Origin of the sequence: Pseudomonas sp. ABFPK (genome assembly GCF_001586765.1) — a bacterium.
Classification (GTDB): Bacteria; Pseudomonadota; Gammaproteobacteria; order Pseudomonadales; family Pseudomonadaceae; genus Aquipseudomonas; species Aquipseudomonas asiatica.
Window position 1 is genome coordinate 26,401 of the sequence record NZ_LQXW01000023.1, and the last position, 21,458, is coordinate 47,858.

Consider the following 21,458-nt stretch of genomic DNA (forward strand, 5'->3'; position numbering starts at 1 on the left):
CGTCGCGCGGTCCGCTCAGGCAAAAGCAGAATTGGAAGAGACCGGGTTGGGATGGAAGAACACCCTCTCACGGATTGGTCCTACAGCCACCTCGCCAATTTCCTCATAGCCCTGGCGCTGGTAAAAGGCCAGGTAATGCTCGTTGCCGGTGTCCAGCACCACTCCCTGCGTACCAGGGTCGTCTGCACACCAGTCATGCACAGCTTGTAACAATTGCTCGCCGTAGTGCTTGCCCTGGAACTGCGGGTGCACGCCCAGCAGCGGCAGCACATGCACCTCGTCGGTGGGCAGGCAGGTGGCCAGGGCGGCCTGGTAGTCCATGTAGCGGCGCGTACAGCGCAGGCCGGTGCCCATTATCATGCGCAGGCGCCAGGCCCAGCTGTCGGCCACGCCCAGCCGGCGCATCGGCGGCACGATCAGGGCCATGGCGATCAGGCGGTCTTCCACCAGCAGGCCGATGGCGGGCAGTTGCAGGTAGAAGTGCTGGCGTACCCACTCGCGCACCATCACCCGCAGACGCCGCTCGTAGCCTGGGCGCTGAGCCTCGAAGATATAGGCGAAGGTAGGTTCGTGACGGTAGGCGTTGTACAGAAGCGAACGCGCCTCACGGCTGTAGCCGTCATCGAGCAGGCAGACACGGGCCGGAGCGGCAGTGGTTTCGGGCATTGCGGGCAGTCCTCCTGGAATGGGCTCATGGGTGCCTTGGAAAGGACGTTAGCAGCAGGCTGCCGAAGCCGCCATGCTGGTGATGGCAAGCGATGTCGGCTAGCATCGCGCCTTTTACCGGGATCATCTTTCCATGAAGATCGTCTGTTTCAACATCAACGGCCTGCGGGCCCGCCCGCACCAGCTGGCGGCGCTGATCGAAAAGCACCAGCCGGACGTGATCGGCCTGCAGGAAACCAAGGTCAGCGACGATCAGTTCCCGCTGGCCGACGTGCAGGCGCTGGGCTACCACGTGCATTACCACGGCCAGAAAGGCCACTATGGCGTGGCCCTGCTGTCCCGCCAGGCACCGCTGAGCCTGCACAAGGGTTTTGCCAGCGATGAGGAAGACGCTCAGCGCCGCTTCATCTGGGGCACCTTCGCCGATGCCGATGGCAACCCGATCACCATCATGAACGGCTATTTCCCTCAGGGTGAAAGCCGCGACCACCCCACCAAGTTCCCGGCCAAGCAGCGCTTCTACAGCGACCTGCAGGCGCTGCTGGAGGGCCAGTTCCGCAACGACCAGCCACTGCTGGTGATGGGCGACATGAATATCTCGCCGCAGGACTGCGACATCGGCATCGGCCCGGACAATGCCAAGCGCTGGCTCAAGACTGGCAAGTGCAGTTTCCTGCCGGAAGAGCGCGAGTGGATGGAACGCTTGAAGGGCTGGGGCCTGGTGGACAGTTTCCGCCACCTTTACCCGGAAGTGGCCGACCGCTTCAGCTGGTTCGACTACCGCAGCCGCGGTTTCGAGGACGAGCCCAAGCGCGGCCTGCGCATCGACCTGATCATGGCCTCCCAGCACCTGGTGCCGCGGATCAAGGATGCAGGTGTGGACTACGAACTGCGCGGGATGGAAAAGCCGTCGGACCATGCGCCGATCTGGCTGGAATTGAGCTGATCGCCGGGGGCTGCTACGCGGCCCATCGCCGGCAAGCCAGTTCTTGCACCCGTGGGCTGGCTTGCCGGCAAAGGAGCCGGCCCAGCCGCTGGAGAATTTTCAGGGGCGGTGCTCGGTCTGGATATACCGCAACACAGCATCACAGATCATGGCCTTGTGACGCAGCTTGACCTGCTCATCGGACAGGTCGATCTGGAAGATCTCGCCAAAGGTGTGCCGGTTCGAAACCCGGTAGAAGCAGAACGAGCTCATCAGCATGTGCAGGTCGATGACCTCGATGCCGGTGCGGAACACACCTTCCTGCACCCCACGGCGCAAGGTATTGCCCAGAGCCTCGAGCACCAGGCTACTCATTTCGCGAATCGCCGGCGACTGCTTGACGTACTCGCCATAGTGGATGTTTTCGGTGCAGATGATCCGCACGAAATCGACGTTGCGGTCGTGGTGATCGAAGGTGAACTCCACCAGCCGGCGGATCGCCTGCTCGGCCGGCAGCGACTCAAGGTCCAGGCTTTGCTCGGTCTTGCGGATGTCGCCGTACAGCTTGATCAGGCACTCGCAGTACAGCTGCTCCTTGCTGCCGAAGTAGTAGTAGATCATGCGCTTGGAGGTGGCGGTGCGCTCGGCGATGGCGTCGACGCGGGCACCGGCCAGCCCTTGCTGGACGAACTCGTTGATGGCGGCCTGGAGGATGTCCTCGCGCGTTTTCTCGGGGTTGTTCTTGCGCGTCTTGCGCCCCCCTTCGGTTTCAGGCTGGCCGAGGCTGACTACGGAATCACTCATACCCACTCACAGGCTGTTTATTGGAATGAGGGGGATTATCCGCGAGCGCGGCCATGCAGGGAAGCGCGCTGTTGGTCGCAGAACAGGAACGTCGGAGTGCGAAGGCCCTCCACGCTCTCGTCATCGAATGGCCTGCCGGGAGCCTGGCAAGTGAATGTGAAATGGACCAGACGTGAAAAAACAAAAGGATATAAAAATAACAAAACAATCTAACAAAAAGAGATATAAAAATTGAATGCCAAACGCCACCTCCCTAGTCTGGGCGCATCGCTTCCCTCCCCGTTCAAGGAGCAATGCCCATGCCCGCCCGTGTCTTTTCCCCCCTGCGCCGCCTGTTGATCGGCGGCTTGCTGGCCAGTGTCGCCAGTACCCTGTTGCCCTGGTCCCAAGCCCTTGCCGACGAGGCCAGGACCCTGCGCATCGGTTACCAGAAGTTCAACAGCATCAACATCCTCAAGGGCAGCGGTGCCCTGGAGAAGGCCCTGGCGCCGCAAGGCGTGAAAGTCAGCTGGCACGAGTTCGCCGCCGGCCCGCAGTTGCTCGAAGCCTTGAGCACCGGCGCCATCGACCTCGGCCATGCCGCCGACGCACCCTCGGTGTTCGCCCAGGCCGCAGGCAAGCCGGTGGTGTACCTGGCCGCCGAGCAGCCCTACCCACGTGGCATCGGCCTGGTGGTACGTGAGCAGGACAACCTGGCCAGCGTGCAAGACCTCAAGGGCAAGCGCGTGGCCACCGGCCGCGGCTGGAACGCCCAGTACCTGCTGGCCGTTGCCCTGGAACAGGCCGGCCTCAGCTACCAGGACATCACCCCGGCCTACGTCAACAACGCCGCCGATGCCGTGGCTGCCCTGCAATCGGGCAGTGTCCAGGCCGTGACCCTGTGGGACCCGTTCCTCGCCGCGGCAGAAAGCCAGCCGGGCCTGAAGAACCTGCGCGACGGCAGCGGCCTGTCCAACAACCGCACCTTCTACCTGTCCACCGCCAGCTTCGCCGACCAGCATCGCGCCTTGCTGAAGACCTTCTTCGCAGAGCTGGCCAAGGTCAGCCAATGGGCCAACGCCAAGCCTGCGGAAGTCGCCGCACTGCTGGCCCCGCAACTCGGGATCAACGCCAACGTGCTGCAAGCGGCCAGCGAGCGGCGCAACTACAATGCCGTGGCCATCACCCCAGAGATCGTTGCCGAGCAACAAAAGCTGGCCGACACCTTCCAGGGCCTGGGCCTGATTCCACGCAAGCTGCAGGTGGCCGACGCGGTCTACCCGGCTTCCGTATTGCCTTGAGCGGAGCGCGCCCACCATGCCCCGCCCGATTCGCTTCAACGCCTTCAGCATGAATGCCGCCAGCCACCAGTCCCCCGGCCTGTGGCGCCACCCGCGCAACACCAGCGTGGCCTTCAACCGCCTGGGCTACTGGACCGACCTGGCCCGCCTGCTCGAACGCGGCTTGTTCGATGCCCTGTTCATCGCCGATGTGCTGGGCATCTACGACGTCTACCAGGGCGGCCCCGAAGCCGCCCTGCGCGGTGGCGTGCAGGTGCCGGTCAACGACCCGCTGCTGCTGGTGCCGGCCATGGCCGGGGTTACCGAGCACCTGGGCTTCGGCGTCACCTTCTCGCTCACCTACGAACACCCCTACCCGTTCGCCCGGCGCATGTCGACGCTCGACCACCTGAGCAATGGCCGGGTCGGCTGGAACATCGTCACCGGCTACCTCGACAGCGCCGCGCGCAACCTGGGCCTGGCGCGCCAGTTGGGCCACGACCAGCGCTATGACCTGGCCGAGGAATACCTGCAGGTGCTGTACAAGCTATGGGAGAAAAGCTGGGACGACGATGCGGTGCTGCTGGAGCGTGACAGCGGGCGCTATATCGAACCCGCCCGGGTGCACTCCATCAACCATGTGGGCGAGCACTTCCAGGTGCCGGGGATGCACCTGTGCCAACCTTCGCCGCAACGCACGCCTGTGCTGTTCCAGGCCGGTGCTTCGGCACGCGGCCAGCAGTTCGCGGCGCGGCACGCCGAATGCGTGTTCATCAGCGGGCCGACGCCCACAGTACTGCGCCGCTACGCCGACGGCATCCGCCAGGCCAGCGAGGTGGCCGGGCGTGGCCGGGACGAGGTGCTGATCTACGCCCAGGCGCTGTTGATCGTCGCCCCCACCCGGGAGGAGGCCGAAGCGCGCTTCGCCGAATACCGCCGTTATGTCGACCTGGACGCCGCCCTGGCACTGCTGTCGGGCTGGACCGGCATCGACTTTGCCGGCCTCGACCCCGATGCGCCCATCGAATACGTCGAGAACGATGCCGGCCGCGCAGCCCTGGCCGCCTTTACCGCCGCCGACCCGAACCGCCGCTGGACCGTGCGCGAGGCTGCCGAGTTCGTCGGCCTGGGCGGCCGTGGCCCGGTGCTGGTGGGTGCTGCCAGCGAGGTGGCCGACCAGCTGGAAAGCTGGCTGGACCAGACCGGCATCGATGGCTTCAACCTGACCTACGCAGTGCAACCAGACGACCTGGCAAATGTGGTCGAGCTGCTGGTGCCGGAGTTGCAACGCCGTGGCCGCTACCCGCTGAGTTATGCCGAAGGCACCTTGCGCCACAAGCTGTTCGGCCAGGGCGACCGCTTGCCGGAAGGGCACGCTGGCCGGCAGATTCGCATTCAGCCTGCAAATACCGGGTATTCCAACATTTAATTTGTGGATGGCACGCACTCGACCCTATTCTGTCGCCACATCCCCTGCGCCGCACCGGCCGGTGCGGTTCACGGCATGGGGAGAGAACAACAAGTCGAGATCGTCCATGTCGAACCATTCGTACTTCGCCCCCCACGGTGGGCACCCGGCTCAGACCGAGCTGCTGACTGACCGTGCCATGTTCACCGAAGCCTATGCCGTCATCCCCAAGGGCGTGATGCGTGACATCGTCACCAGCCACCTGCCGTTCTGGGACAAGATGCGCATGTGGGTCATCGCCCGCCCGCTGACCGGTTTTGCCGAAACCTTCTCCCAGTACATCGTCGAAGTGGCCCCGGAAGGCGGCAGCGAACGCCCTGAGCTGGACCCGAACGCTGAAGCCGTGGTGTTCATCGTCGAAGGCGAACTGGACATCACCGTCGAAGGCAAGCACCACACCCTGGTACCGGGCGGCTACGCCTTCCTGGCCCCGGGCGCCGAGTGGAGCCTGCGCAACAACAGCAAGTCCAACGTCACCTTCCACTGGCTGCGCAAGCACTACCAGAAGGTCGAAGGCCTGGACGTTCCCGAGTCGTTCGTCACCCACCGTGACAACGCCACCGTCATCGAGATGCCGGGCACCGAAGGCCGCTGGGTCACCACCCGCTTCGTCGACATGGCCGACATGCGCCACGACATGCACGTGAACATCGTCACCTTCCAGCCGGGCGGCGTGATCCCGTTCGCCGAGACCCACGTGATGGAACACGGCCTGTACGTGCTGGAAGGCAAGGCGGTGTACCGCCTGAACCAGGACTGGGTCGAAGTGGAAGCCGGCGACTTCATGTGGCTGCGCGCCTTCTGCCCGCAAGCCTGCTACGCCGGCGGCCCAGGCAAGTTCAGCTACCTGCTGTACAAGGACGTGAACCGTCATGTGCACCTGACGCTCAACCCTAAGCGTTGATGCATTGGGGGCGCTCTGCGCCCCTTTCGCGACACAAGGCCGCTCCCACAAAAGTACGGTGTACCCCGAACCCTGTGGCAGCGGCCTTGTGTCGCGAAAGGGCTGCAAGGCAGCCCCAGTAGCCGCATACTGAAAATCCTGCCCCCGTGCGGTACCAGCCATGAACCGCTGCCTGCTGCTCACCGCCCTGCTGTTCTGCACCCCCGCCCCAGCCGCCGATGACTGGAACCTGGCCTACGACCGCGAAGGCATCCGCGTTTACCTGAGCGCCGCCCCCGACTCGCCCTACCAGCAATTCCGTGGTGTCAGCACCATGAAAGCCAGCGTTCGCACGCTCACCGACCTGCAGGAGAACCTGCGGGTGGCCTGCAAGTGGCTGTACGCCTGTGCCGAGATGCGCTTGCTGGATGTGCAGGGCGAAAACACCTGGGTGTACCTGACCACCAACCTGCCGTGGCCGACGATGCCGCGGGACATCGTGCTGAAGGTCACCACCGAACGCCTGGACGACGGCACGATGCTGCGCCACCTGAGCGCCGAGCCAGACAGGATCCCCAAGGTAGATGGGCTGATCCGTGTGCAGCAGCTCAACGGCGAGTGGCGGATGAAACCGCTGGGTGAGCGCAGGACCGAGGTGACTTACCAGCTGCAAGCCGACCCTGCCGGGGATGTGCCGGGGTGGCTGGCCAACCGGTTTGTGGTGGATGCGCCAGTGGTGACGTTGCGGACCCTGCGAGCGGTGGCCGAGCGCCAGCCCTAGAGGGCATTGAAAACCTGCACCGGCCTCAACCCTGTCAGATCCCGCCACCCGCAAGCAATTGCGTCATCACCTCGGCCAGCGCCTTGACCATCACATCCGCCGTCGGCCGGTGGACGATGACGATTTCATAGCTGTCGACCTCAGGTAGCCCCTGCTCCGCACCGAGCACCCGATGCTCGCCGGTCGCCGCCCGTGGCGGCAGCAGGCTGATGCCCATACCATCGGCGACCGCTGCCTGGATGCCGCTGAGGCTGGAACTGGTGAAGCTGATGCGCCAACGCCGGCCCATGCCTTCGATGGCGGTAATCATGTCGTCGCGGTACAGGCCGCGGGGCGGGAAGGTCACCAGCGGGATCGGGTCCAGTTCGAAGGCGGGCGTGCGCGCGCTGTCGATCCACTGCAGGCGCTCGGGCCAGCAGGCCACGCCTTCGCGGCTGTTGCGCCGCTGCTTGAGCAACACCAGGTCGAGCTCACCGTTGTCGTAGGCCTGGCTGAGGTCGCGGCACAGGCCGCTGGTCACTTCCAGCTTCACCTGCGGGTGCAGCCGGCTGAACGCCGACAACGCATTGGTGGTACGCCCACCCACGAAGTCCTCGGGCACGCCAAGGCGCACGGTCATACCAACCATCGCCCCGGCCAAGGCTTCGAGCATCTGGTCGTTGAGGGCCAGCATGTGCCGGGCATAGCCGAGCAGGGTCTGCCCGGCGTCGGTCGGCAGCACGTCGCGATTGCCACGCACCAGCAGCCGGTGGCCAACCATATCCTCCAGGCGGCGCACCTTCTGGCTGATGGTCGATTGGGTGGAGTGCAGGCGCGCAGCAGCCGTGGTGAAGCTGCCGCAATCGGCCACCACGACAATGGCACGCAGCAGGTCGAGGTCGAACAGGGCCCTATTCGATTTCACGCTGATTGACATCTTGGTATTCAACTTTTGAATGGCTAGACTGACTTCTATCACGCCACCTGCTGCACCGCAACGCACACCGCTAGTCGCCGACTGCCACGCCTTCGCGCCGAGGGTCGGCACCACCCGACCAACCCTCGCCACTGCGCTGGATGATCTGCATGCCACTGGTCATGATCATCGGCGTCACCTCATGCCCCCAGGCTGCCAACTGCCGGATCAGTGCAGGGCTGGCCAAACCCGCCTCTACTTCGGTGCCGGCATTGCGGCTGCCGAAGTTGGGCAGGCCGGCGGCCTGCTGCGGGTCGAGCTGCCAATCCAGCAGGCCGATCAGCGCCTTGTTCACGTAGCCGATGATCTGCGAGCCGCCGGGCGAGCCCAGGCTGGCCACCAGCTCTCCGGAAGCTTGCGAGAACACCAGGGTCGGCGCCATGGCCGACAGCGGCCGCTTGCCCGGTTGCACCCGGTTGGCCACGGGCTTGCCTTGTTCCCGGGGGATGAACGAGAAGTCGGTCAGGTGGTTGTTGAGCAAGAAGCCCTTGACCATCAGGTGCGAGCCGAACGCTGCTTCCACCGAAGTGGTCATGGCCAGGGCCTGGCCGCGGTCATCCACCGCGCTGAGGTGCGAGGTGGAAATGCGCAGCGGCGAGCGGTCAGGCGCCAGGGCCAGGTCGGCCCCCTGCGGCTGGCCCGGGCGGGCGCGTTTCATGCTGTACTCGCCGACCTGCGCCGCGCGGCTGGCCAGGTATGTGGAGTCGGTCAGGGCCTTGAGCGGCACCGGCACGTAATCGCTGTCGGCCAGGTACTGGGCGCGGTCGGCATAGGCCAGGCGCTCGGCCTCGGCAACTAGATGCACGGCCAGCGGCGGGGCTTCCAGCCCGGCAACGGTCGAAGTGCGCAGCGGCCGCATGGCGGCAAGGTCGCGCTGTGGCGAAGCCCGCTGCAGTGCCTCCAGGATGCCCAGGGTCTGCAGCACCGTCACCCCGCCCGACGATGGCGGTGGCATGCCACAGATGCGCCAGGCCTTGTAGGGGCCACACAGCGGCTCGCGCACTTTGGCTCGGTACTGCTGCATATCCTGCAGCGACAGGTAGCCGGCATTGGCATGGCTGCGCACCTTGGCGACGATGGCTTCGGCGATCTCGCCGCTGTAGAACACCTCGGGGCCTTGCTCGGCAATCTGCTCGAAGGTTTGCGCAAGCTCGGGGTTGCGCAAGGTAGTCCCCACCGCCAGTGGCTTGCCCTGTTCATCCAGGAAGTAACGGGCCATGGCGGGTGAGCGGGCAATGAACGGGTCGCCCGCCACCAGGGTGTGAAGGCGTTCGGAAACCGCGAAACCGTTGCGCGCCAGCGCAATGGCCGGGGCGAACAGGTCGCGCCAGGGCAGCTTGCCGTGCTGCTCATGGGCCAGCTTCAGGACACGCAGAACCCCTGGTACGCCCACCGAGCGCCCGCCGATCTGCGCCGTCCTGAACGGCATCGGTGAACCATCGGCTTGCAGGAACAGGTTTTCCGTTACCGCCGCCGGGGCTGCCTCGCGGCCATCGAAGGCCTGCACGCGCTGGCCGTCCCAGTAGAGGATGAACGCCCCGCCGCCAATACCGCTGGATTGCGGTTCGACCAGGGTCAGCACCATCTGCATGGCGATGGCCGCGTCGATGGCGCTGCCACCGGCACGCAGCATCGCCCGCCCCGCTTCGCTGGCCAGCGGGTTGGCAGCTGCGGCCATGTGCCGGCTGGCATGCACCGGCTGCAGGCCAGTGCGGTAGCCGGAGGCCAGTTCCGGTGGCGCGGGCAGCACCTGGTCGGCACAGGCCCAGCCACTGGCAGCTACCAGGCACAAGGCGCCCATCAGGGGGGTGGAGAATTTCATCGTCGTGCTTCCTGCCACTACCTGTTCAGCAAGGCACTGTCAGTCATGCGCAGACTTAACTCAAGCCCTGGCGCGTTTGGCAAGGGTGCATGGCACGGGCTACGCCCGTGATCGCCGGCAAGCCAGCTCCCACCTCGACCGCATCGACCTCAAGCGTTGCGCGGTCCCTGGAACTCAGGCCACTTCTTCGAACGGCAGCCCTACATAGTTCTCGGCAATGTTCACCAGCCCCGCCGGCGAGGTCAGGAAGTACTCGCGGTCGGCCTCCTGCATCTTCTGGTCCCAGGCGTCCTTGTGGCTGCCGAAGTCATGCAGCAGCTGGGTCATGAACCAGCTGAAGCGCTCGCCTTTCCACACTCGGCGCAGGGCCAGCGGCGAATACTGCTGCAACAGGTCGGTGCGCCCTTCGCGATACACCTTGACCAGGATCCGGTACAGGTAGTTGACATCCGATGCCGCCAGGTTCAGGCCCTTGGCGCCGGTCGGCGGGACGATATGTGCGGCGTCACCGACCAGGAACAGGTGGCCATACTGCATCGGCTCGACCACCAGGCTGCGCAGCGGCGCGATGCTCTTTTCCAGGGCCGGGCCGGTGACCAGGCGCGCAGCCACGTCTTCGGGCAAGCGTGCCTTCAGCTCCGCCCAGAAGCGCTCGTCGGGCCACGCCTCCACCTGCTCGTCCAGCGGCACCTGCAGGTAGTAGCGGCTACGGGTGTGCGAACGCTGGCTGCACAGCACGAAACCGCGTTCGTGGTGGGCGTAAATAAGTTCGTGGTTGACCGGTGGCGTGTCTGACAGCATGCCCAGCCAGCCAAACGGGTAGACCCGCTCGTACTGCTTGAGGATGCCCTCGGGGATGCTTTGCCGCGAGACACCGTGGAAGCCGTCACAACCGGCAATGTAGTCGCAGTCCACGCGGTGCATCTGGCCGTCTTTTTCGTAGGTCAGGTAGGGCTGTTCGCCCTTGAGTTCGTGCGGCTGGACATTGCTTGCCGAATAGATGATCGGCGCGCCGCTGGCTTCACGTGCTTGCATCAGGTCACGGGTGACTTCGGTCTGGCCGTATACCATCACCGTCTTGCCACCGGTCAGGGCCTTGAGGTCCAGGCGTTGGCGGCGCCCGCCGACCAGCAGTTCGACACCCTCGTGTACCAGGCCTTCACGGTCCATGCGCTCGGCCACACCGGCTTCACGCAGCAGGTCGACCGTGCCTTGCTCCAGTACCCCGGCACGGATGCGGCCAAGCACGTATTCGGGCGTCTGGCGTTCGACGATGACGGTATCGATACCGGCCTTGTGCAGCAGTTGGCCCAGCAGCAGGCCAGACGGACCTGCACCAATAATTGCGACCTGAGTTTTCATTGTTGTTGTCTCTGTGCGGACGATGCCGGCCCTGGACTGGCAGTGGGGCGGCATCTGCTGTTATGGTTTGCCTTTGCATTTTTACTGGCAAAAACAGCCATTGAAGTGTGCTATTCCATGCATAACCTGCACTTTTACAAAAAACGTTCGATTAACGGACAGGCCTGCACGCATGAAATCCACCCTCCCCGGCGTCCCCTTGTTCAAGCTGTATGGCGAAAACCAGGCCTGGCCCGGCACCGACCTGCTGCATTGCGAGTCGATCCCGGCGCGTAGCCGTTTGCATCACTGGGAAATCAAGCCGCACCAGCACGCCGAGCTGTTCCAGTTGCTGTATGTGCAACGCGGCCGGGCCGAGGTGGAGATCGAGGGGGTGCGCAGCGCCATCAGCGAAGCGGCAATCCAGGTGGTACCGCCGATGACCGTGCACGGCTTTCGCTTCAGCGCCGATATCCAGGGGCATGTGCTGACCTTTGGCACGGCACTGGTGGCAAACCTGGAGCAGCGCCTGGGCGCGCCGCTGGCGGTACTGGCGAAGGCGGCGTGTTACCCGCTGGGCCGGGACCGGGTGCATCTGCGCAGCCTGATCGACACCCTGCAGCAGGAGTACCAGGGCAACGCCCCGGCGCGGGCGGCCTTGCTCGAAGCACTGGTGACGGCGCTGATGGTGTGGATCAGCCGCCGCCAGCAGCTGGTGCAGGTACCGCGCAACCGCGATGAACGTGACCGCCAGTTGCTGGGGCAGTACCTGCGCCTGGTCGAGGCGCATTACCGTGAGCACCTGTCGGTGGAGGATTTTGCCGCGCGGTTGAATATTCCGAGTTTGCAGTTGAACCAGCTGTGCCGGGCACTGAGTGGGCAGACCGCGCTGCAGGTGGTGCACCAGCGGTTGCTGCTGGAGGCTCGGCGCAACCTGATCTATACGCGGATGAGCATCGGGCAGTTGTCGGATAGCCTGGGGTTTACCGACCCGACGTATTTTGCCCGGTGGTTCAAGCGGTTGACTGGGCAGACGCCGAATGGGTATCGCAGGTCGGGGTTGTCTGAGTAATTTTTTCGCCTGTGCAGGCCTCTTCGCGGGTAAACCCGCTCCTACAGGGGAGCGGGTTTACCCGCGAAGAGGCCTGCACAGGCAACACACATTCCGCGCCTCTTGCTTGACGTATACGTCAACCTGCCCTCAGGATACCCGCATACACCACGCCGAGCCCCAGCATGAGCACCCAGACCTACAGCATCTCCGACCTGTCCCGCGAACTGGACATCACCACCCGCGCCATCCGCTTCTATGAGGAACAGGGCCTGCTGAGCCCCGAGCGCCGTGGCCTGGAGCGTATCTATTCAGCGCGTGACAAGGTCAGCCTGAAGCTCATCCTGCGCGGCAAGCGCATCGGCTTTTCGCTGGCCGAATGCCGCGAGCTGATCGAGCTGTACGATCCCTCCAGCGGCAACCTCAAGCAGCTCAACAGCATGCTGGCGAAAATCGCCGAGCGCCGCGCCCAGCTGGAACAGCAGATGCTCGACATCCACCAGATGCAGCTGGAGCTGGACACCGCCCAGGAGCGCTGCGAACAAGCCCTGGCCGCCACCCTGAACAACAAAGACAACCGCTGAACGCCACAGGAAACCCGCCATGTCCTTGCCCAAACACGTCCGCCTGGTCGAAGTAGGCCCCCGCGACGGCCTGCAGAACGAAGCCCAGCCCATCAGCGTCGCCGACAAGGTGCGCCTGGTGGACGACCTCACCGAAGCGGGCCTGGCCTATATCGAAGTGGGCAGTTTCGTCTCGCCCAAGTGGGTACCACAGATGGCCGGCTCCGCCGAAGTGTTCGCCGGCATCCAGCAGCGCCCGGGTGTCACCTATGCGGCGCTGGCCCCCAACCTGCGCGGTTTCGAGGACGCCCTGGCCGCCGGCGTGAAGGAAGTGGCGGTGTTCGCGGCCGCCTCCGAAGCCTTCTCGCAACGCAACATCAACTGCTCGATCAGCGACAGCCTCAAGCGCTTCGAGCCGATCATGGAAGCCGCGCGCAACCACGGTGTGCGCGTGCGCGGCTATGTGTCGTGCGTGCTCGGCTGCCCCTATGAAGGCAAGGTCAGCGCCGAGCAGGTCGCCCCGGTGGCCCGTGCCCTGCACGACATGGGCTGCTACGAGGTATCGCTGGGCGACACCATCGGCACCGGCACCGCCGGCGAAACCCGGCGCCTGTTCGAGGTGGTCGCGGCGCAGGTACCGCGCGAGCAACTGGCCGGGCACTTCCACGATACCTATGGCCAGGCCCTGGCCAACGTGTATGCCAGCCTGCTCGAAGGCATCAGCGTGTTCGACAGCTCGGTGGCCGGGCTGGGCGGCTGCCCCTATGCCAAAGGCGCTACCGGCAATATCGCCAGTGAAGACGTGGTGTACCTGCTGCAGGGGCTGGGCATTGAAACCGGCATCGACCTGGACCTGCTGATCGCCGCCGGCCGCCGCATCAGCAGCGTGCTGGGCCGCGACAACGGGTCGCGGGTAGCGCGGGCGCGCAGCGCGCAATAAGTCATACGGGTGTCACATTGGTGTGGGTGAAGTGTTACCGCCCCCACGTTTTGCAGCAAAAAATCGGGTAACAGGGAAACAAATCGGCAGAATTTCAGGCCGTTCGATTTCGACTGAAATCGCCAAGTGCTTGATTTTAAAGGTTTTTCAAAAGTTGGCACGCACCCTGCTATATCTCTGGCACAACAACAAAAAGAATGTGACACCCAATAAAAACAACAGGTAACGGCTCTGACATAACAAGAACAACACGGCAGAGGCGTAGCAAGCAGATTTTTTTGGAGTCGACACGCTTTTCAGGGGTACGCCCCGCGGTCTGGCACAGAACAATAAAACTACCTCCAGGTAGCGGCAGCCAGGTTCGGATCAGCAATGATGAAGGCAGGTCAGCGCTCAAAAAAATACGTTTGCTCTTGACCCCGCATGGGGGTCGCCCGCAACACCAGGACAGGCTGACAAAAACAACAACAGGCCGGTCCCAATAATAAAAAAAGAGCAGGCAACAACGCTTTGAGGGGAGCTTCGGCTCCCCTCAGTGCTTCCTGCCCTCTTCCTCCTCCTGCTTTCCCTCATCCTGCCCTTCGAGCTTGTCCACCAGCAACGGCATCGTGCCCAGCACCAGCAGGGCCAGTATCGTGCTGATCAACGCCGTGGCTTCGCGGCCCATGCCGGCTGCCGTACCGATGGCGGCGGTCATCCACAACCCGGCGGCAGTGGTCAGGCCCTTCACATGGCTGGCGTCCTGGCCGTTACCCTTGAGAATGGTGCCGGCACCCAGAAAACCGATACCGGCAACAATACCTTGGATAACGCGACTCAGCGCTTGCTCGTCGGCCCCGGCCATGCTCGGTGCCAGCACGAACAGCGCGGCGCCCAGCGAAACCAGCATATGCGTACGCACCCCGGCGGCCTTGCCCTTGTGCTCGCGCTCGAAGCCCAGCACAGCGCCAAGCAGGGCTGCCATCAGCAGGCGTACGAGGATTTGCGTGACCTCGCGCTCGTCAGTGATATCGGCGAATTCGGCCTGAATTGCTTGCCAGATGAGGTCCATTGCTTTCTTCCCATGCTGAGCATTGTGTTGTCAGGCCCGGCCTCTTCGCGGGTAAAACCGCTCCCACAGGGTTTGCACAGGTTTCAATGCAGTGCAGTACCTGTAGGAGCGGGTTTACCCGCGAAGAGGCCGGGCCTGCCATCTGCAAGGGTTGACCTCCGGGTAAATGACAAAGTGCCGCTCAGCTTCCGGATGCAGCAACCCGCCCCGCCCTGTGGTCCACCCCTGTAACCCCCAGGAGGACCACTCCATGCCCATTGAAATCGACGAAACCACCCGCCGCTGCACCCTGATCGCCGAAGACCTGCGCCTCGAGGGTGATGGCCCGTCCATCGAAATCGTCACCGACGAACAGCTGCGCATGTCCGTGGCCCTGCTCGCCGGCCAGCGTGTGCCCATCACCGAAGCCGAGGCCGATGCACTGACCGTGGCGGGTGCGGTGGATAGCCGCAGGCATCTGAAGGCCAGCACGCCAGGCTCGGTAATCTGAGGCCTGGCGGGGCCTGCCGGGAAATCTGATACGGTTTTTATCGCAAAATCTGAGCCTGTGCTGATAACAGCCTCAGGGCCATAGTGCTCATGCCTGATCGAGGCCTGATGAGCACCGAGCCATGAACGATAGAATCCCTTTTACAGAGATCGCCACCGCCCCAGCCAGCCCCCAGCCACGCCGCGCCGACAATGGCATCCATACCCGCAGCTTCACCGGGCTGTACCGCAACCTGCGCATCGGCTTCGCCGGCACCCTGTTCGTGCTGTTCTTCGGCACCGCCTGGCTGAACTGGAACGGCCGCCAGGCCGTGCTGTGGGACCTGGGCAACAGCAAATTCCACATCTTCGGCGCCACCTTCTGGCCGCAGGACTTCATCCTGCTGTCGGCGCTGCTGATCATCTGCGCCTTCGGCCTGTTCGCCATCACCGTGTATGCCGGCCGCGTGTGGTGCGGCTACAGCTGCCCGCAAAGCACCTGGACCTGGCTGTTCATGTGGTGTGAAAAGGTCACCGAGGGCGACCGCAACCAGCGCATCAAGCTGGCCGCCGCGCCCTGGAGCCTGAACAAACTGGCCCGGCGCACGCTGAAGCACAGCCTGTGGCTGGCCATTGGCGTGCTCACCGGGTTGACCTTCGTCGGCTACTTCACCCCGATCCGCCCACTGGCCGCGGAACTGTTCACCTTGCAACTGGGCGGCGTCGCGCTGTTCTGGGTGCTGTTCTTCACCGCCGCCACCTACATCAATGCCGGCTTGCTGCGCGAAGCGGTGTGCCTGCACATGTGCCCCTATGCACGCTTCCAGAGCGTGATGTTCGACAAGGACACCCTGGCGGTCGCCTATGACCCGCGTCGCGGCGAAGCCCGTGGCCCACGCAAGAAAGGCAGTGACCTCCGCGCCCAGGGCCTGGGCGACTGCATCGACTGCACCTTGTGCGTGCAGGTGTGCCCCACCGGCATCGATATCCGCGACGGCCTGCAAATGGCGTGCATCGGTTGTGCGGCGTGCATCGATGCCTGTGACGGGGTAATGGACAAGATGGGCTACGCCCGTGGCCTGATCGGCTACAAGTCCGAACGCAGCCTGCAAGGTGGCACCACCCATTGGCTGCGCCCACGCCTGCTGGGCTACGCCGCCGCGCTTGGGGTGATGATCGCGGCACTGGTGGTGGCCTTGCAGCTGCGCCCGATGGTGTCGCTGGACGTGATCAAGGACCGCGGCCTGTTCCGCGAGAATGCCCAGGGCCAGATCGAGAACATCTACCTGCTCAAGGTCATCAACAAGACCGAAAGCACCCGGCACTATGAGCTGCGCCTGCTGGACGCCGACGGCTTCAGCCTGCAGGGCAAGACCTCCTTCGTGATCCCGGCCGGTGAAATGAGTGAACTGCCGGTGTCGGTGGCGATGCTCGCCGAGCGCCCGGCCAGCAGCTCGCAGACGCTGAGCTTCGAAATCAGCGAGCGCGACGACCCCGCCATCCGCAGCGTGGCCCACAGCCGCTTCGTCGCGCCGATGAACCGTTGATCCCTTACACTGATTCCACCTTGCCTGCCAGGCTTCGACAGAAGGCCAGAATGAAACGCTACGAACGCTTTGCCGACGACATCGCCGAACTGATCCGCTCTGGGGTGCTGGGCCCCGGCCAGCGCGTGCCCTCGGTGCGCTATGCCAGCCAGACCCACGGGGTCAGCCCGTCCACCGTGTTCCAGGCCTACTACCTGCTGGAGCGGCGCGGGCTGATCCGCGCCCGACCGCGCTCGGGCTATTTCGTCAACGCCCACGCCCCGCGCCAGTTCAGCGAGCCGCAGGCATTGCAGCCGGTCAGCGAGTCCACCGATGTCGACGTCAGCGCGCTGGTGTTCTCGATTCTCGACTCGATCAAGGACCCCAACACCGTGCCGTTCGGCTCGGCCTTCCCCAGCCCCGAGCTGTTTCCGCTGCAACGCCTGTCGCGCTCGCTGGCCAGCGCCAGCCGCAGCATGGACCCGCGCATGGTGGTGACCGACCTGTCACCCGGCAACCCGCAGCTGCGCCGGCAGATTGCCCTGCGCTACATGGTTGGCGGGCTGATGCTGCCAATGGAGGAGTTGCTGATCACCAACGGCGCGCTGGAAGCCCTGAACCTGTGCCTGCAGGCCGTCACCCAGCCCGGTGACCTGGTGGCCATCGAAGCCCCCGCCTTCTATGCCTGCCTGCAGGTACTGGAGCGTCTCAAGCTCAAGGCCGTGGAAATTCCTGTGCACCCGCGCGAAGGCATGGACCTGGGCGTGCTGGCACAGACGCTGGAAAAGCACCCGGTCAAGGCCGTGTGGTGCATGACCAACTTCCAGAACCCCGTGGGCGCCAGCATGCCGGAGGCGAAAAAGCAGGCACTGGTGGAGCTGCTGGCGCGTCATCAGGTGCCATTGATCGAAGACGACGTTTACGCCGAACTGTACTACGCGCAACAGGCACCCAAACCGGCCAAGGCCTTCGACACCCAGGGGCTGGTGATGCACTGCGGCTCGTTCGCCAAGAGCCTGGCACCTGGCTACCGTATCGGCTGGGTAGCAGCCGGGCGCTTTGCACAGAAGATCGAGCGGCTCAAGCTGATGACCTCGCTGTGCGCCTCGATGCCGGCCCAGGCGGCCATCGCCGACTACCTGCAGCACGGCGGCTACGACCGCCACCTGCGCAAGCTGCGCTATGCCCTGGAAGGCCAGCAGGCCAACATGCTGGCGGCCATCGCCCGGCACTTTCCGGCGCAGACGCGGGTCAGCCAACCGTCCGGCGGCTACTTCCTGTGGCTGGAGCTGCCCGAACAGATGGACGCCCTCAAGCTGTTCCACATGGCCTTGGCCCAAGGCATCAGCATCGCCCCCGGGCCGATCTTCTCGCCCACCCGGCGCTTCGGCAACTGCATCCGCCTGAACTACGGCAGCCCCTGGCATGAGGATGCCGAACGGGCCATGGAAACCCTGGGGTGGATCATCCGCTCGTTCTGATGACTGGCGCCCCGGCAGGCGGCTATAGTTGCTTGATCCGCTCACCGGGCCCTCGCCATGCAAGCAGACTCGCTCCCGTTATTGGCACAACTGCAAGCGCGTGTCGCAGAACTGGAAGCTCGCCTGGCAGAGCGCGACGATACTGCACAGGCCCATATCCAGCTACTGGGCGAACTGCTCGACAACAGCCTGGCCAACGTGTTTGCCGCCGACAGCGAGATGCGCCTGGTCGCGATCAACCGCACGGCCCGGGAAACCTTCGAGCATTACCGGGGCTTCGTGCCGCAGATCGGCGATTACGTGCCACAAATTCTGCTCAACCAGCCTGACATCATGGGCCGCCTGGCACCGGTGTGGCCACGCGTGCTGGCCGGCGAAGCCTTCATCGACACTATCTCACTCGGCCCCTCCGACGCCCCCCGCCATTACGAAATCCGCTATCACCCATTGCTCGATGCGCAACAGCAAGTCCAGGGCGGGTACCTGTTCGCCTATGACATCACCGAGCGCATGGCCGAGCAGGAACGCCTGCGCCAGGCCGAAGAGGCCCTGCGCAAGTCGCAGAAAATGGAGGCGGTCGGCCAGTTGACCGGCGGCATCGCCCACGACTTCAACAACTTGCTGGGTAGCCTGCTTGGCGCGCTGGAGCTTGCAGAGCAGCGCCTGGGCGAGCAACGCCTTGCCGACACCGCCCGCATGCTCGGGCTCGGCCGCAGCAACGCAATGCGCGCCACAGCCCTGGTGCAGCGGTTGCTGGCTTTTTCGCGCCAACAGACGCTGATGCCACAAGCGGTGGATGTGCAACGCCTGGTCGCCGACATGCATGACCTGATCCGCAGCTCGACCGGCCCGCACATTGACTACCAGGACCGGACGCGGGCCGCGCAATGGTCGATCCGCATCGACCCGCAACAGCTGGAGAACACCCTGCTCAACCTGTGCATCAATGCCCGTGACGCCATGCCGCTGGGCGGCACCTTGCGCATCGGTTGTGAAAACGCCGATCTCGCAGCGGCCGAGGCCAAGCGCCTGGACCTGCCGACGGGGCACTATCTGCACATTCGTGTCGAGGACACCGGCGTGGGCATGCCCAGTGAGGTGCTGCAACACGCTCTCGAGCCCTTCTTCACCACCAAGCCGCTGGGCCAGGGCACTGGCTTGGGATTGTCCATGGCCTATGGCTTTGTTCGCCAGTCCGGGGGGCAATTGCTGATCGACAGCGTCACCGGGCAAGGCACTTGCGTTCACCTGTACCTGCCCCGTGACCAGAGCGCTTGCGCAACCGGCCACGGCGAGCCAGCCACATCCGCCACCGCGACGGTGCAGCCGCGGATGCACCGGATCATGCTGGTGGCGGACCAACCGGCCCTGCGCCTGGTACTGGTCGAAGTGCTGACGGAACTGGGCTATCAGGTGCAGGCTTTCGAGAGTGGCCACCGGGCTCTGGAATCGTTGCAGAAAGGGCCGCCACCGGACCTGCTGATCACCGATGTCGGCCTGCCTGGGCGACTCGACGGTTACCAGCTTGCAGAGGCCTGCCAGGACCTTGTGGCGGATGCCCCGGTATTGCTGATTACCGGCTACGAGACTGCCGAAACGGTGCACTGTGCCCGGCCCGGCAGGCGCACCGAACTGCTGCACAAACCCCTCGACCTGAACACCCTCGGCGAACGGATCGAGCGGCTGCTGGGCATTGCGTCACACCCGCGTTGACTGGCTATTCGCCTGTTGCCGAACGCGCTAAAGTCTGGGCTTCATCCACTGTCGGACGTCGGCATGCCCTCCCGCGACCTGCTTTCACTGCGCCAACAAGTCGAAGCCCTGCAGCAACAGAACGCGCTGCTGGAAGCCCGCCTGGCAAGCCATCAGCAACACGATCAGGACTTCTACCGCTCGCTCTTCGACACCATGGACGAAGGCTTCTGCATCATCGAGTTCTTCGACGGCCCGCACGGCCCACTGAGCGACTATGTGCATGTGCTGGCCAATGCGGCCTATGCCAAGCACGCCGGCATCCCCAACGTGGTCGGGCAGAAACTGCGCGAGATGGTGCCCGATGAGGCCGACGATTGGGTCGCCCGTTATGGCGCGGTGCTGCGCACGGGCGAGCCGCTGCATTTCGAGCAGGAACTGGTCGCCACCGGCCATGTGTTGTCGGTGACCACCTTCCGCGTAGAGCCTGCCGAAAAGCGCCAGGTGGCGGTACTGTTCAAGGACGTCACTGCACGCCGACGGGCAGAGCAGGCCCTGCAGCGCCTGAACGAGGAACTGGAACAACGGGTGAATGCGGCACTGGCAGAACAGGCCAAGGCCGAGGAAGCCCTGCGCCAGGCACAGAAGATGGAAGCGGTCGGCCAGCTCAGTGGCGGCATCGCCCACGACTTCAACAACCTGCTGGGCGGCATCCTCAGTGCCCAGGAGCTGATGCGCCAGCGCCTGGAGCAATCCCGTTTCGACGCCCTGGAGCCATTGCTGAAGCTGTCCAACGGCTCGGCGCAGCGGGCCTCTTCGCTGGTACACCGGCTGCTGGCATTTTCCCGTCAGCAGACCCTGCAGCCCTGCTCCACGCAGGTGGCCACGCTGGTGGGCGGCATGGAAGAGCTGCTGCGCCGCACCATCGGCCCCTCCATCACCCTGACCAGCCAATTCCCCTGCCAGCTGTGGCCGACCTTCATCGACCCGCCGCAACTGGAAAGCGCCCTGCTCAACGTGTGCCTCAATGCCCGCGATGCCATGCCTGCCGGCGGCGTGATCGATATCCTCGGTGACAACCTGCTGCTCGACGACCAGCAAGCCCGTGCACTGGAACTGCCAGCTGGCGAATACGTACGGCTGAGCATCAGCGACAACGGCAAGGGCATGTCGGCGGAGGTGGCCGAGCGCGCCGTCGACCCGTTCTTCACCACCAAGCCCATGGGCCAGGGTACTGGGCTGGGCTTGTCGATGACCTATGGTTTCGTGCGCCAGTCGGGCGGGCAGCTACGGGTGTTGTCGACACTGGGCGAAGGCACCCGCATCGAGCTGCTGCTTCCCCGCCACCACCAGCACCCCGAAGCCCCGGCACCCAGGCCACTGCGCACACTGCTGGAAAAAAGCAGCGGCGCCACGCAGCGTATCCTGCTGGTCGAAGACCAGGCCGCCTTGCGCGTGGTCGTCTGCGAGGTGCTGGAAGAACTGGGTTATCGGGTCGATGCATTCGAGAACGGCCCGGCCGCCCTCGCCCATCTGCAAGCTGGCGAGCGGCCAGACCTGCTGTTGAGCGATATCGGCCTGCCCGGCGGCCTGAATGGCCGCCAGTTGGCTGAACGTTGCCGCGAGCGCCACCCCGACCTCAGGGTGCTGTTCATCACTGGCTACGACGAAAGCGCGGCGCTCAGTGACGGCCAGTTGCTGCAAGGCACTGAGGTGCTGACCAAGCCGTTCGAGCTGGCAGTGCTGGCCGAACGGGTACGCACGCTGTTGGAGGATTGACCG

19 protein-coding genes are annotated in these 21,458 nt (G+C 64.5%); 13 read left to right on the forward strand and 6 right to left on the reverse strand.

Translation table 11 applies throughout. From position 1 onward, the window contains the following. Positions 1 to 15: 15 nt before the first annotated feature. The gene (locus WM94_RS15440; RefSeq protein WP_013972919.1) at positions 16 to 666 is read right to left on the reverse strand and encodes an N-acetyltransferase; all 651 of its coding nucleotides are present in this window, start codon (positions 664 to 666) and stop codon (positions 16 to 18) included. Between the two features lie 133 nt (positions 667 to 799). Here WM94_RS15440 and xthA point away from each other — a divergent pair, with 133 nt between their 5' ends. Beyond that, complete coding sequence (gene xthA / locus WM94_RS15445; protein ID WP_013972920.1) at positions 800 to 1,612, forward strand: exodeoxyribonuclease III; 813 nt, start codon at positions 800 to 802, stop codon at positions 1,610 to 1,612. A 99-nt stretch (positions 1,613 to 1,711) separates the two neighbouring features. Here xthA and WM94_RS15450 read toward each other — a convergent pair whose 3' ends face one another. After that, positions 1,712 to 2,395, reverse strand: a complete 684-nt coding sequence (locus WM94_RS15450; protein WP_015270640.1) for a TetR/AcrR family transcriptional regulator — start codon at positions 2,393 to 2,395, stop codon at positions 1,712 to 1,714. 299 nt (positions 2,396 to 2,694) lie between these two features. Between WM94_RS15450 and WM94_RS15455 the strand changes: the two genes are divergently transcribed. From WM94_RS15455 to WM94_RS15470, 4 genes are all read left to right on the forward strand, one after another. Continuing rightward, positions 2,695 to 3,675 carry an aliphatic sulfonate ABC transporter substrate-binding protein gene (locus WM94_RS15455; RefSeq protein ID WP_061551590.1) on the forward strand — a complete coding sequence of 327 codons (981 nt, stop codon included), beginning with the start codon at positions 2,695 to 2,697 and terminating at the stop codon, positions 3,673 to 3,675. A 16-nt stretch (positions 3,676 to 3,691) separates the two neighbouring features. Next, positions 3,692 to 5,083, forward strand: coding sequence for an LLM class flavin-dependent oxidoreductase (locus WM94_RS15460; RefSeq protein WP_061551591.1), 1,392 nt, complete (start codon positions 3,692 to 3,694; stop codon positions 5,081 to 5,083). 106 nt (positions 5,084 to 5,189) lie between these two features. Next, positions 5,190 to 6,026, forward strand: a complete 837-nt coding sequence (locus tag WM94_RS15465) for a bifunctional allantoicase/(S)-ureidoglycine aminohydrolase (RefSeq protein ID WP_013972924.1) — start codon at positions 5,190 to 5,192, stop codon at positions 6,024 to 6,026. Between the two features lie 160 nt (positions 6,027 to 6,186). Next, positions 6,187 to 6,786, forward strand: a complete 600-nt coding sequence (locus WM94_RS15470; protein ID WP_061551592.1) for an START domain-containing protein — start codon at positions 6,187 to 6,189, stop codon at positions 6,784 to 6,786. A gap of 34 nt (positions 6,787 to 6,820) precedes the next feature. On the opposite strand, the gene WM94_RS15475 is transcribed toward WM94_RS15470, so the two are convergent. From WM94_RS15475 to pobA, 3 genes are all read right to left on the reverse strand, one after another. Next, positions 6,821 to 7,702, reverse strand: a complete 882-nt coding sequence (locus WM94_RS15475) for a LysR substrate-binding domain-containing protein (protein WP_015270644.1) — start codon at positions 7,700 to 7,702, stop codon at positions 6,821 to 6,823. A gap of 70 nt (positions 7,703 to 7,772) precedes the next feature. Next, positions 7,773 to 9,563, reverse strand: a complete 1,791-nt coding sequence (gene ggt / locus WM94_RS15480) for a gamma-glutamyltransferase (RefSeq protein ID WP_061551593.1) — start codon at positions 9,561 to 9,563, stop codon at positions 7,773 to 7,775. A 174-nt stretch (positions 9,564 to 9,737) separates the two neighbouring features. Next, on the reverse strand, positions 9,738 to 10,925 hold the full coding sequence (pobA, locus tag WM94_RS15485; RefSeq protein ID WP_024087256.1) for a 4-hydroxybenzoate 3-monooxygenase: 1,188 nt from the start codon (positions 10,923 to 10,925) through the stop codon (positions 9,738 to 9,740). A 172-nt stretch (positions 10,926 to 11,097) separates the two neighbouring features. Here pobA and WM94_RS15490 point away from each other — a divergent pair, with 172 nt between their 5' ends. From WM94_RS15490 to WM94_RS15500, 3 genes are all read left to right on the forward strand, one after another. Further along, on the forward strand, positions 11,098 to 11,976 hold the full coding sequence (locus WM94_RS15490) for a helix-turn-helix domain-containing protein (RefSeq protein ID WP_061551594.1): 879 nt from the start codon (positions 11,098 to 11,100) through the stop codon (positions 11,974 to 11,976). 164 nt (positions 11,977 to 12,140) lie between these two features. Beyond that, positions 12,141 to 12,539: a MerR family DNA-binding transcriptional regulator gene (locus WM94_RS15495; RefSeq protein ID WP_013972930.1), complete on the forward strand. Its 399-nt coding sequence runs from the start codon at positions 12,141 to 12,143 to the stop codon at positions 12,537 to 12,539. Between the two features lie 19 nt (positions 12,540 to 12,558). Then, entirely contained in the window at positions 12,559 to 13,458 is a 900-nt protein-coding gene (locus WM94_RS15500) for a hydroxymethylglutaryl-CoA lyase (RefSeq protein ID WP_061551595.1), read from the forward strand. 532 nt (positions 13,459 to 13,990) lie between these two features. On the opposite strand, the gene WM94_RS15505 is transcribed toward WM94_RS15500, so the two are convergent. Beyond that, positions 13,991 to 14,509, reverse strand: coding sequence for an MgtC/SapB family protein (locus WM94_RS15505; protein WP_013972932.1), 519 nt, complete (start codon positions 14,507 to 14,509; stop codon positions 13,991 to 13,993). Positions 14,510 to 14,759: 250 nt separating this feature from the next. Here WM94_RS15505 and WM94_RS15510 point away from each other — a divergent pair, with 250 nt between their 5' ends. From WM94_RS15510 to WM94_RS15530, 5 genes are all read left to right on the forward strand, one after another. Further along, positions 14,760 to 14,999: a DUF3203 family protein gene (locus tag WM94_RS15510; RefSeq protein WP_025338886.1), complete on the forward strand. Its 240-nt coding sequence runs from the start codon at positions 14,760 to 14,762 to the stop codon at positions 14,997 to 14,999. A 121-nt stretch (positions 15,000 to 15,120) separates the two neighbouring features. Continuing rightward, entirely contained in the window at positions 15,121 to 16,524 is a 1,404-nt protein-coding gene (gene ccoG / locus WM94_RS15515; RefSeq protein ID WP_061551596.1) for a cytochrome c oxidase accessory protein CcoG, read from the forward strand. A 50-nt stretch (positions 16,525 to 16,574) separates the two neighbouring features. Further along, a complete protein-coding gene (gene mapR, locus WM94_RS15520; protein WP_061551597.1) occupies positions 16,575 to 17,984 on the forward strand; it encodes a GntR family transcriptional regulator MpaR in 1,410 nt (469 codons plus the stop codon). Between the two features lie 57 nt (positions 17,985 to 18,041). Further along, positions 18,042 to 19,697 carry a PAS domain-containing sensor histidine kinase gene (locus tag WM94_RS15525; protein ID WP_061551598.1) on the forward strand — a complete coding sequence of 552 codons (1,656 nt, stop codon included), beginning with the start codon at positions 18,042 to 18,044 and terminating at the stop codon, positions 19,695 to 19,697. Positions 19,698 to 19,760: 63 nt separating this feature from the next. Continuing rightward, on the forward strand, positions 19,761 to 21,455 hold the full coding sequence (locus WM94_RS15530) for a response regulator (RefSeq protein ID WP_061551599.1): 1,695 nt from the start codon (positions 19,761 to 19,763) through the stop codon (positions 21,453 to 21,455). The last annotated feature ends 3 nt before the right edge of the window (positions 21,456 to 21,458 follow it).

Bases quoted from the DNA above. Each gene is read 5' to 3' on its own strand.
- ggt (WP_061551593.1), bottom strand. From the start codon at position 9,563: ATGAAATTCTCCACCCCCCTGATGGGCGCCTTGTGCCTGGTAGCTGCC.
- WM94_RS15500 (WP_061551595.1), top strand. From the start codon at position 12,559: ATGTCCTTGCCCAAACACGTCCGCCTGGTCGAAGTAGGCCCCCGCGAC.
- WM94_RS15475 (WP_015270644.1), bottom strand. From the start codon at position 7,702: ATGTCAATCAGCGTGAAATCGAATAGGGCCCTGTTCGACCTCGACCTG.
- mapR (WP_061551597.1), top strand. From the start codon at position 16,575: ATGAAACGCTACGAACGCTTTGCCGACGACATCGCCGAACTGATCCGC.
- WM94_RS15505 (WP_013972932.1), bottom strand. From the start codon at position 14,509: ATGGACCTCATCTGGCAAGCAATTCAGGCCGAATTCGCCGATATCACT.
- WM94_RS15510 (WP_025338886.1), top strand. From the start codon at position 14,760: ATGCCCATTGAAATCGACGAAACCACCCGCCGCTGCACCCTGATCGCC.
- WM94_RS15530 (WP_061551599.1), top strand. From the start codon at position 19,761: ATGCCCTCCCGCGACCTGCTTTCACTGCGCCAACAAGTCGAAGCCCTG.
- xthA (WP_013972920.1), top strand. From the start codon at position 800: ATGAAGATCGTCTGTTTCAACATCAACGGCCTGCGGGCCCGCCCGCAC.
- WM94_RS15470 (WP_061551592.1), top strand. From the start codon at position 6,187: ATGAACCGCTGCCTGCTGCTCACCGCCCTGCTGTTCTGCACCCCCGCC.
- ccoG (WP_061551596.1), top strand. From the start codon at position 15,121: ATGAACGATAGAATCCCTTTTACAGAGATCGCCACCGCCCCAGCCAGC.
- WM94_RS15465 (WP_013972924.1), top strand. From the start codon at position 5,190: ATGTCGAACCATTCGTACTTCGCCCCCCACGGTGGGCACCCGGCTCAG.
- WM94_RS15495 (WP_013972930.1), top strand. From the start codon at position 12,141: ATGAGCACCCAGACCTACAGCATCTCCGACCTGTCCCGCGAACTGGAC.
- WM94_RS15450 (WP_015270640.1), bottom strand. From the start codon at position 2,395: ATGAGTGATTCCGTAGTCAGCCTCGGCCAGCCTGAAACCGAAGGGGGG.
- pobA (WP_024087256.1), bottom strand. From the start codon at position 10,925: ATGAAAACTCAGGTCGCAATTATTGGTGCAGGTCCGTCTGGCCTGCTG.
- WM94_RS15490 (WP_061551594.1), top strand. From the start codon at position 11,098: ATGAAATCCACCCTCCCCGGCGTCCCCTTGTTCAAGCTGTATGGCGAA.
- WM94_RS15525 (WP_061551598.1), top strand. From the start codon at position 18,042: ATGCAAGCAGACTCGCTCCCGTTATTGGCACAACTGCAAGCGCGTGTC.
- WM94_RS15460 (WP_061551591.1), top strand. From the start codon at position 3,692: ATGCCCCGCCCGATTCGCTTCAACGCCTTCAGCATGAATGCCGCCAGC.
- WM94_RS15455 (WP_061551590.1), top strand. From the start codon at position 2,695: ATGCCCGCCCGTGTCTTTTCCCCCCTGCGCCGCCTGTTGATCGGCGGC.
- WM94_RS15440 (WP_013972919.1), bottom strand. From the start codon at position 666: ATGCCCGAAACCACTGCCGCTCCGGCCCGTGTCTGCCTGCTCGATGAC.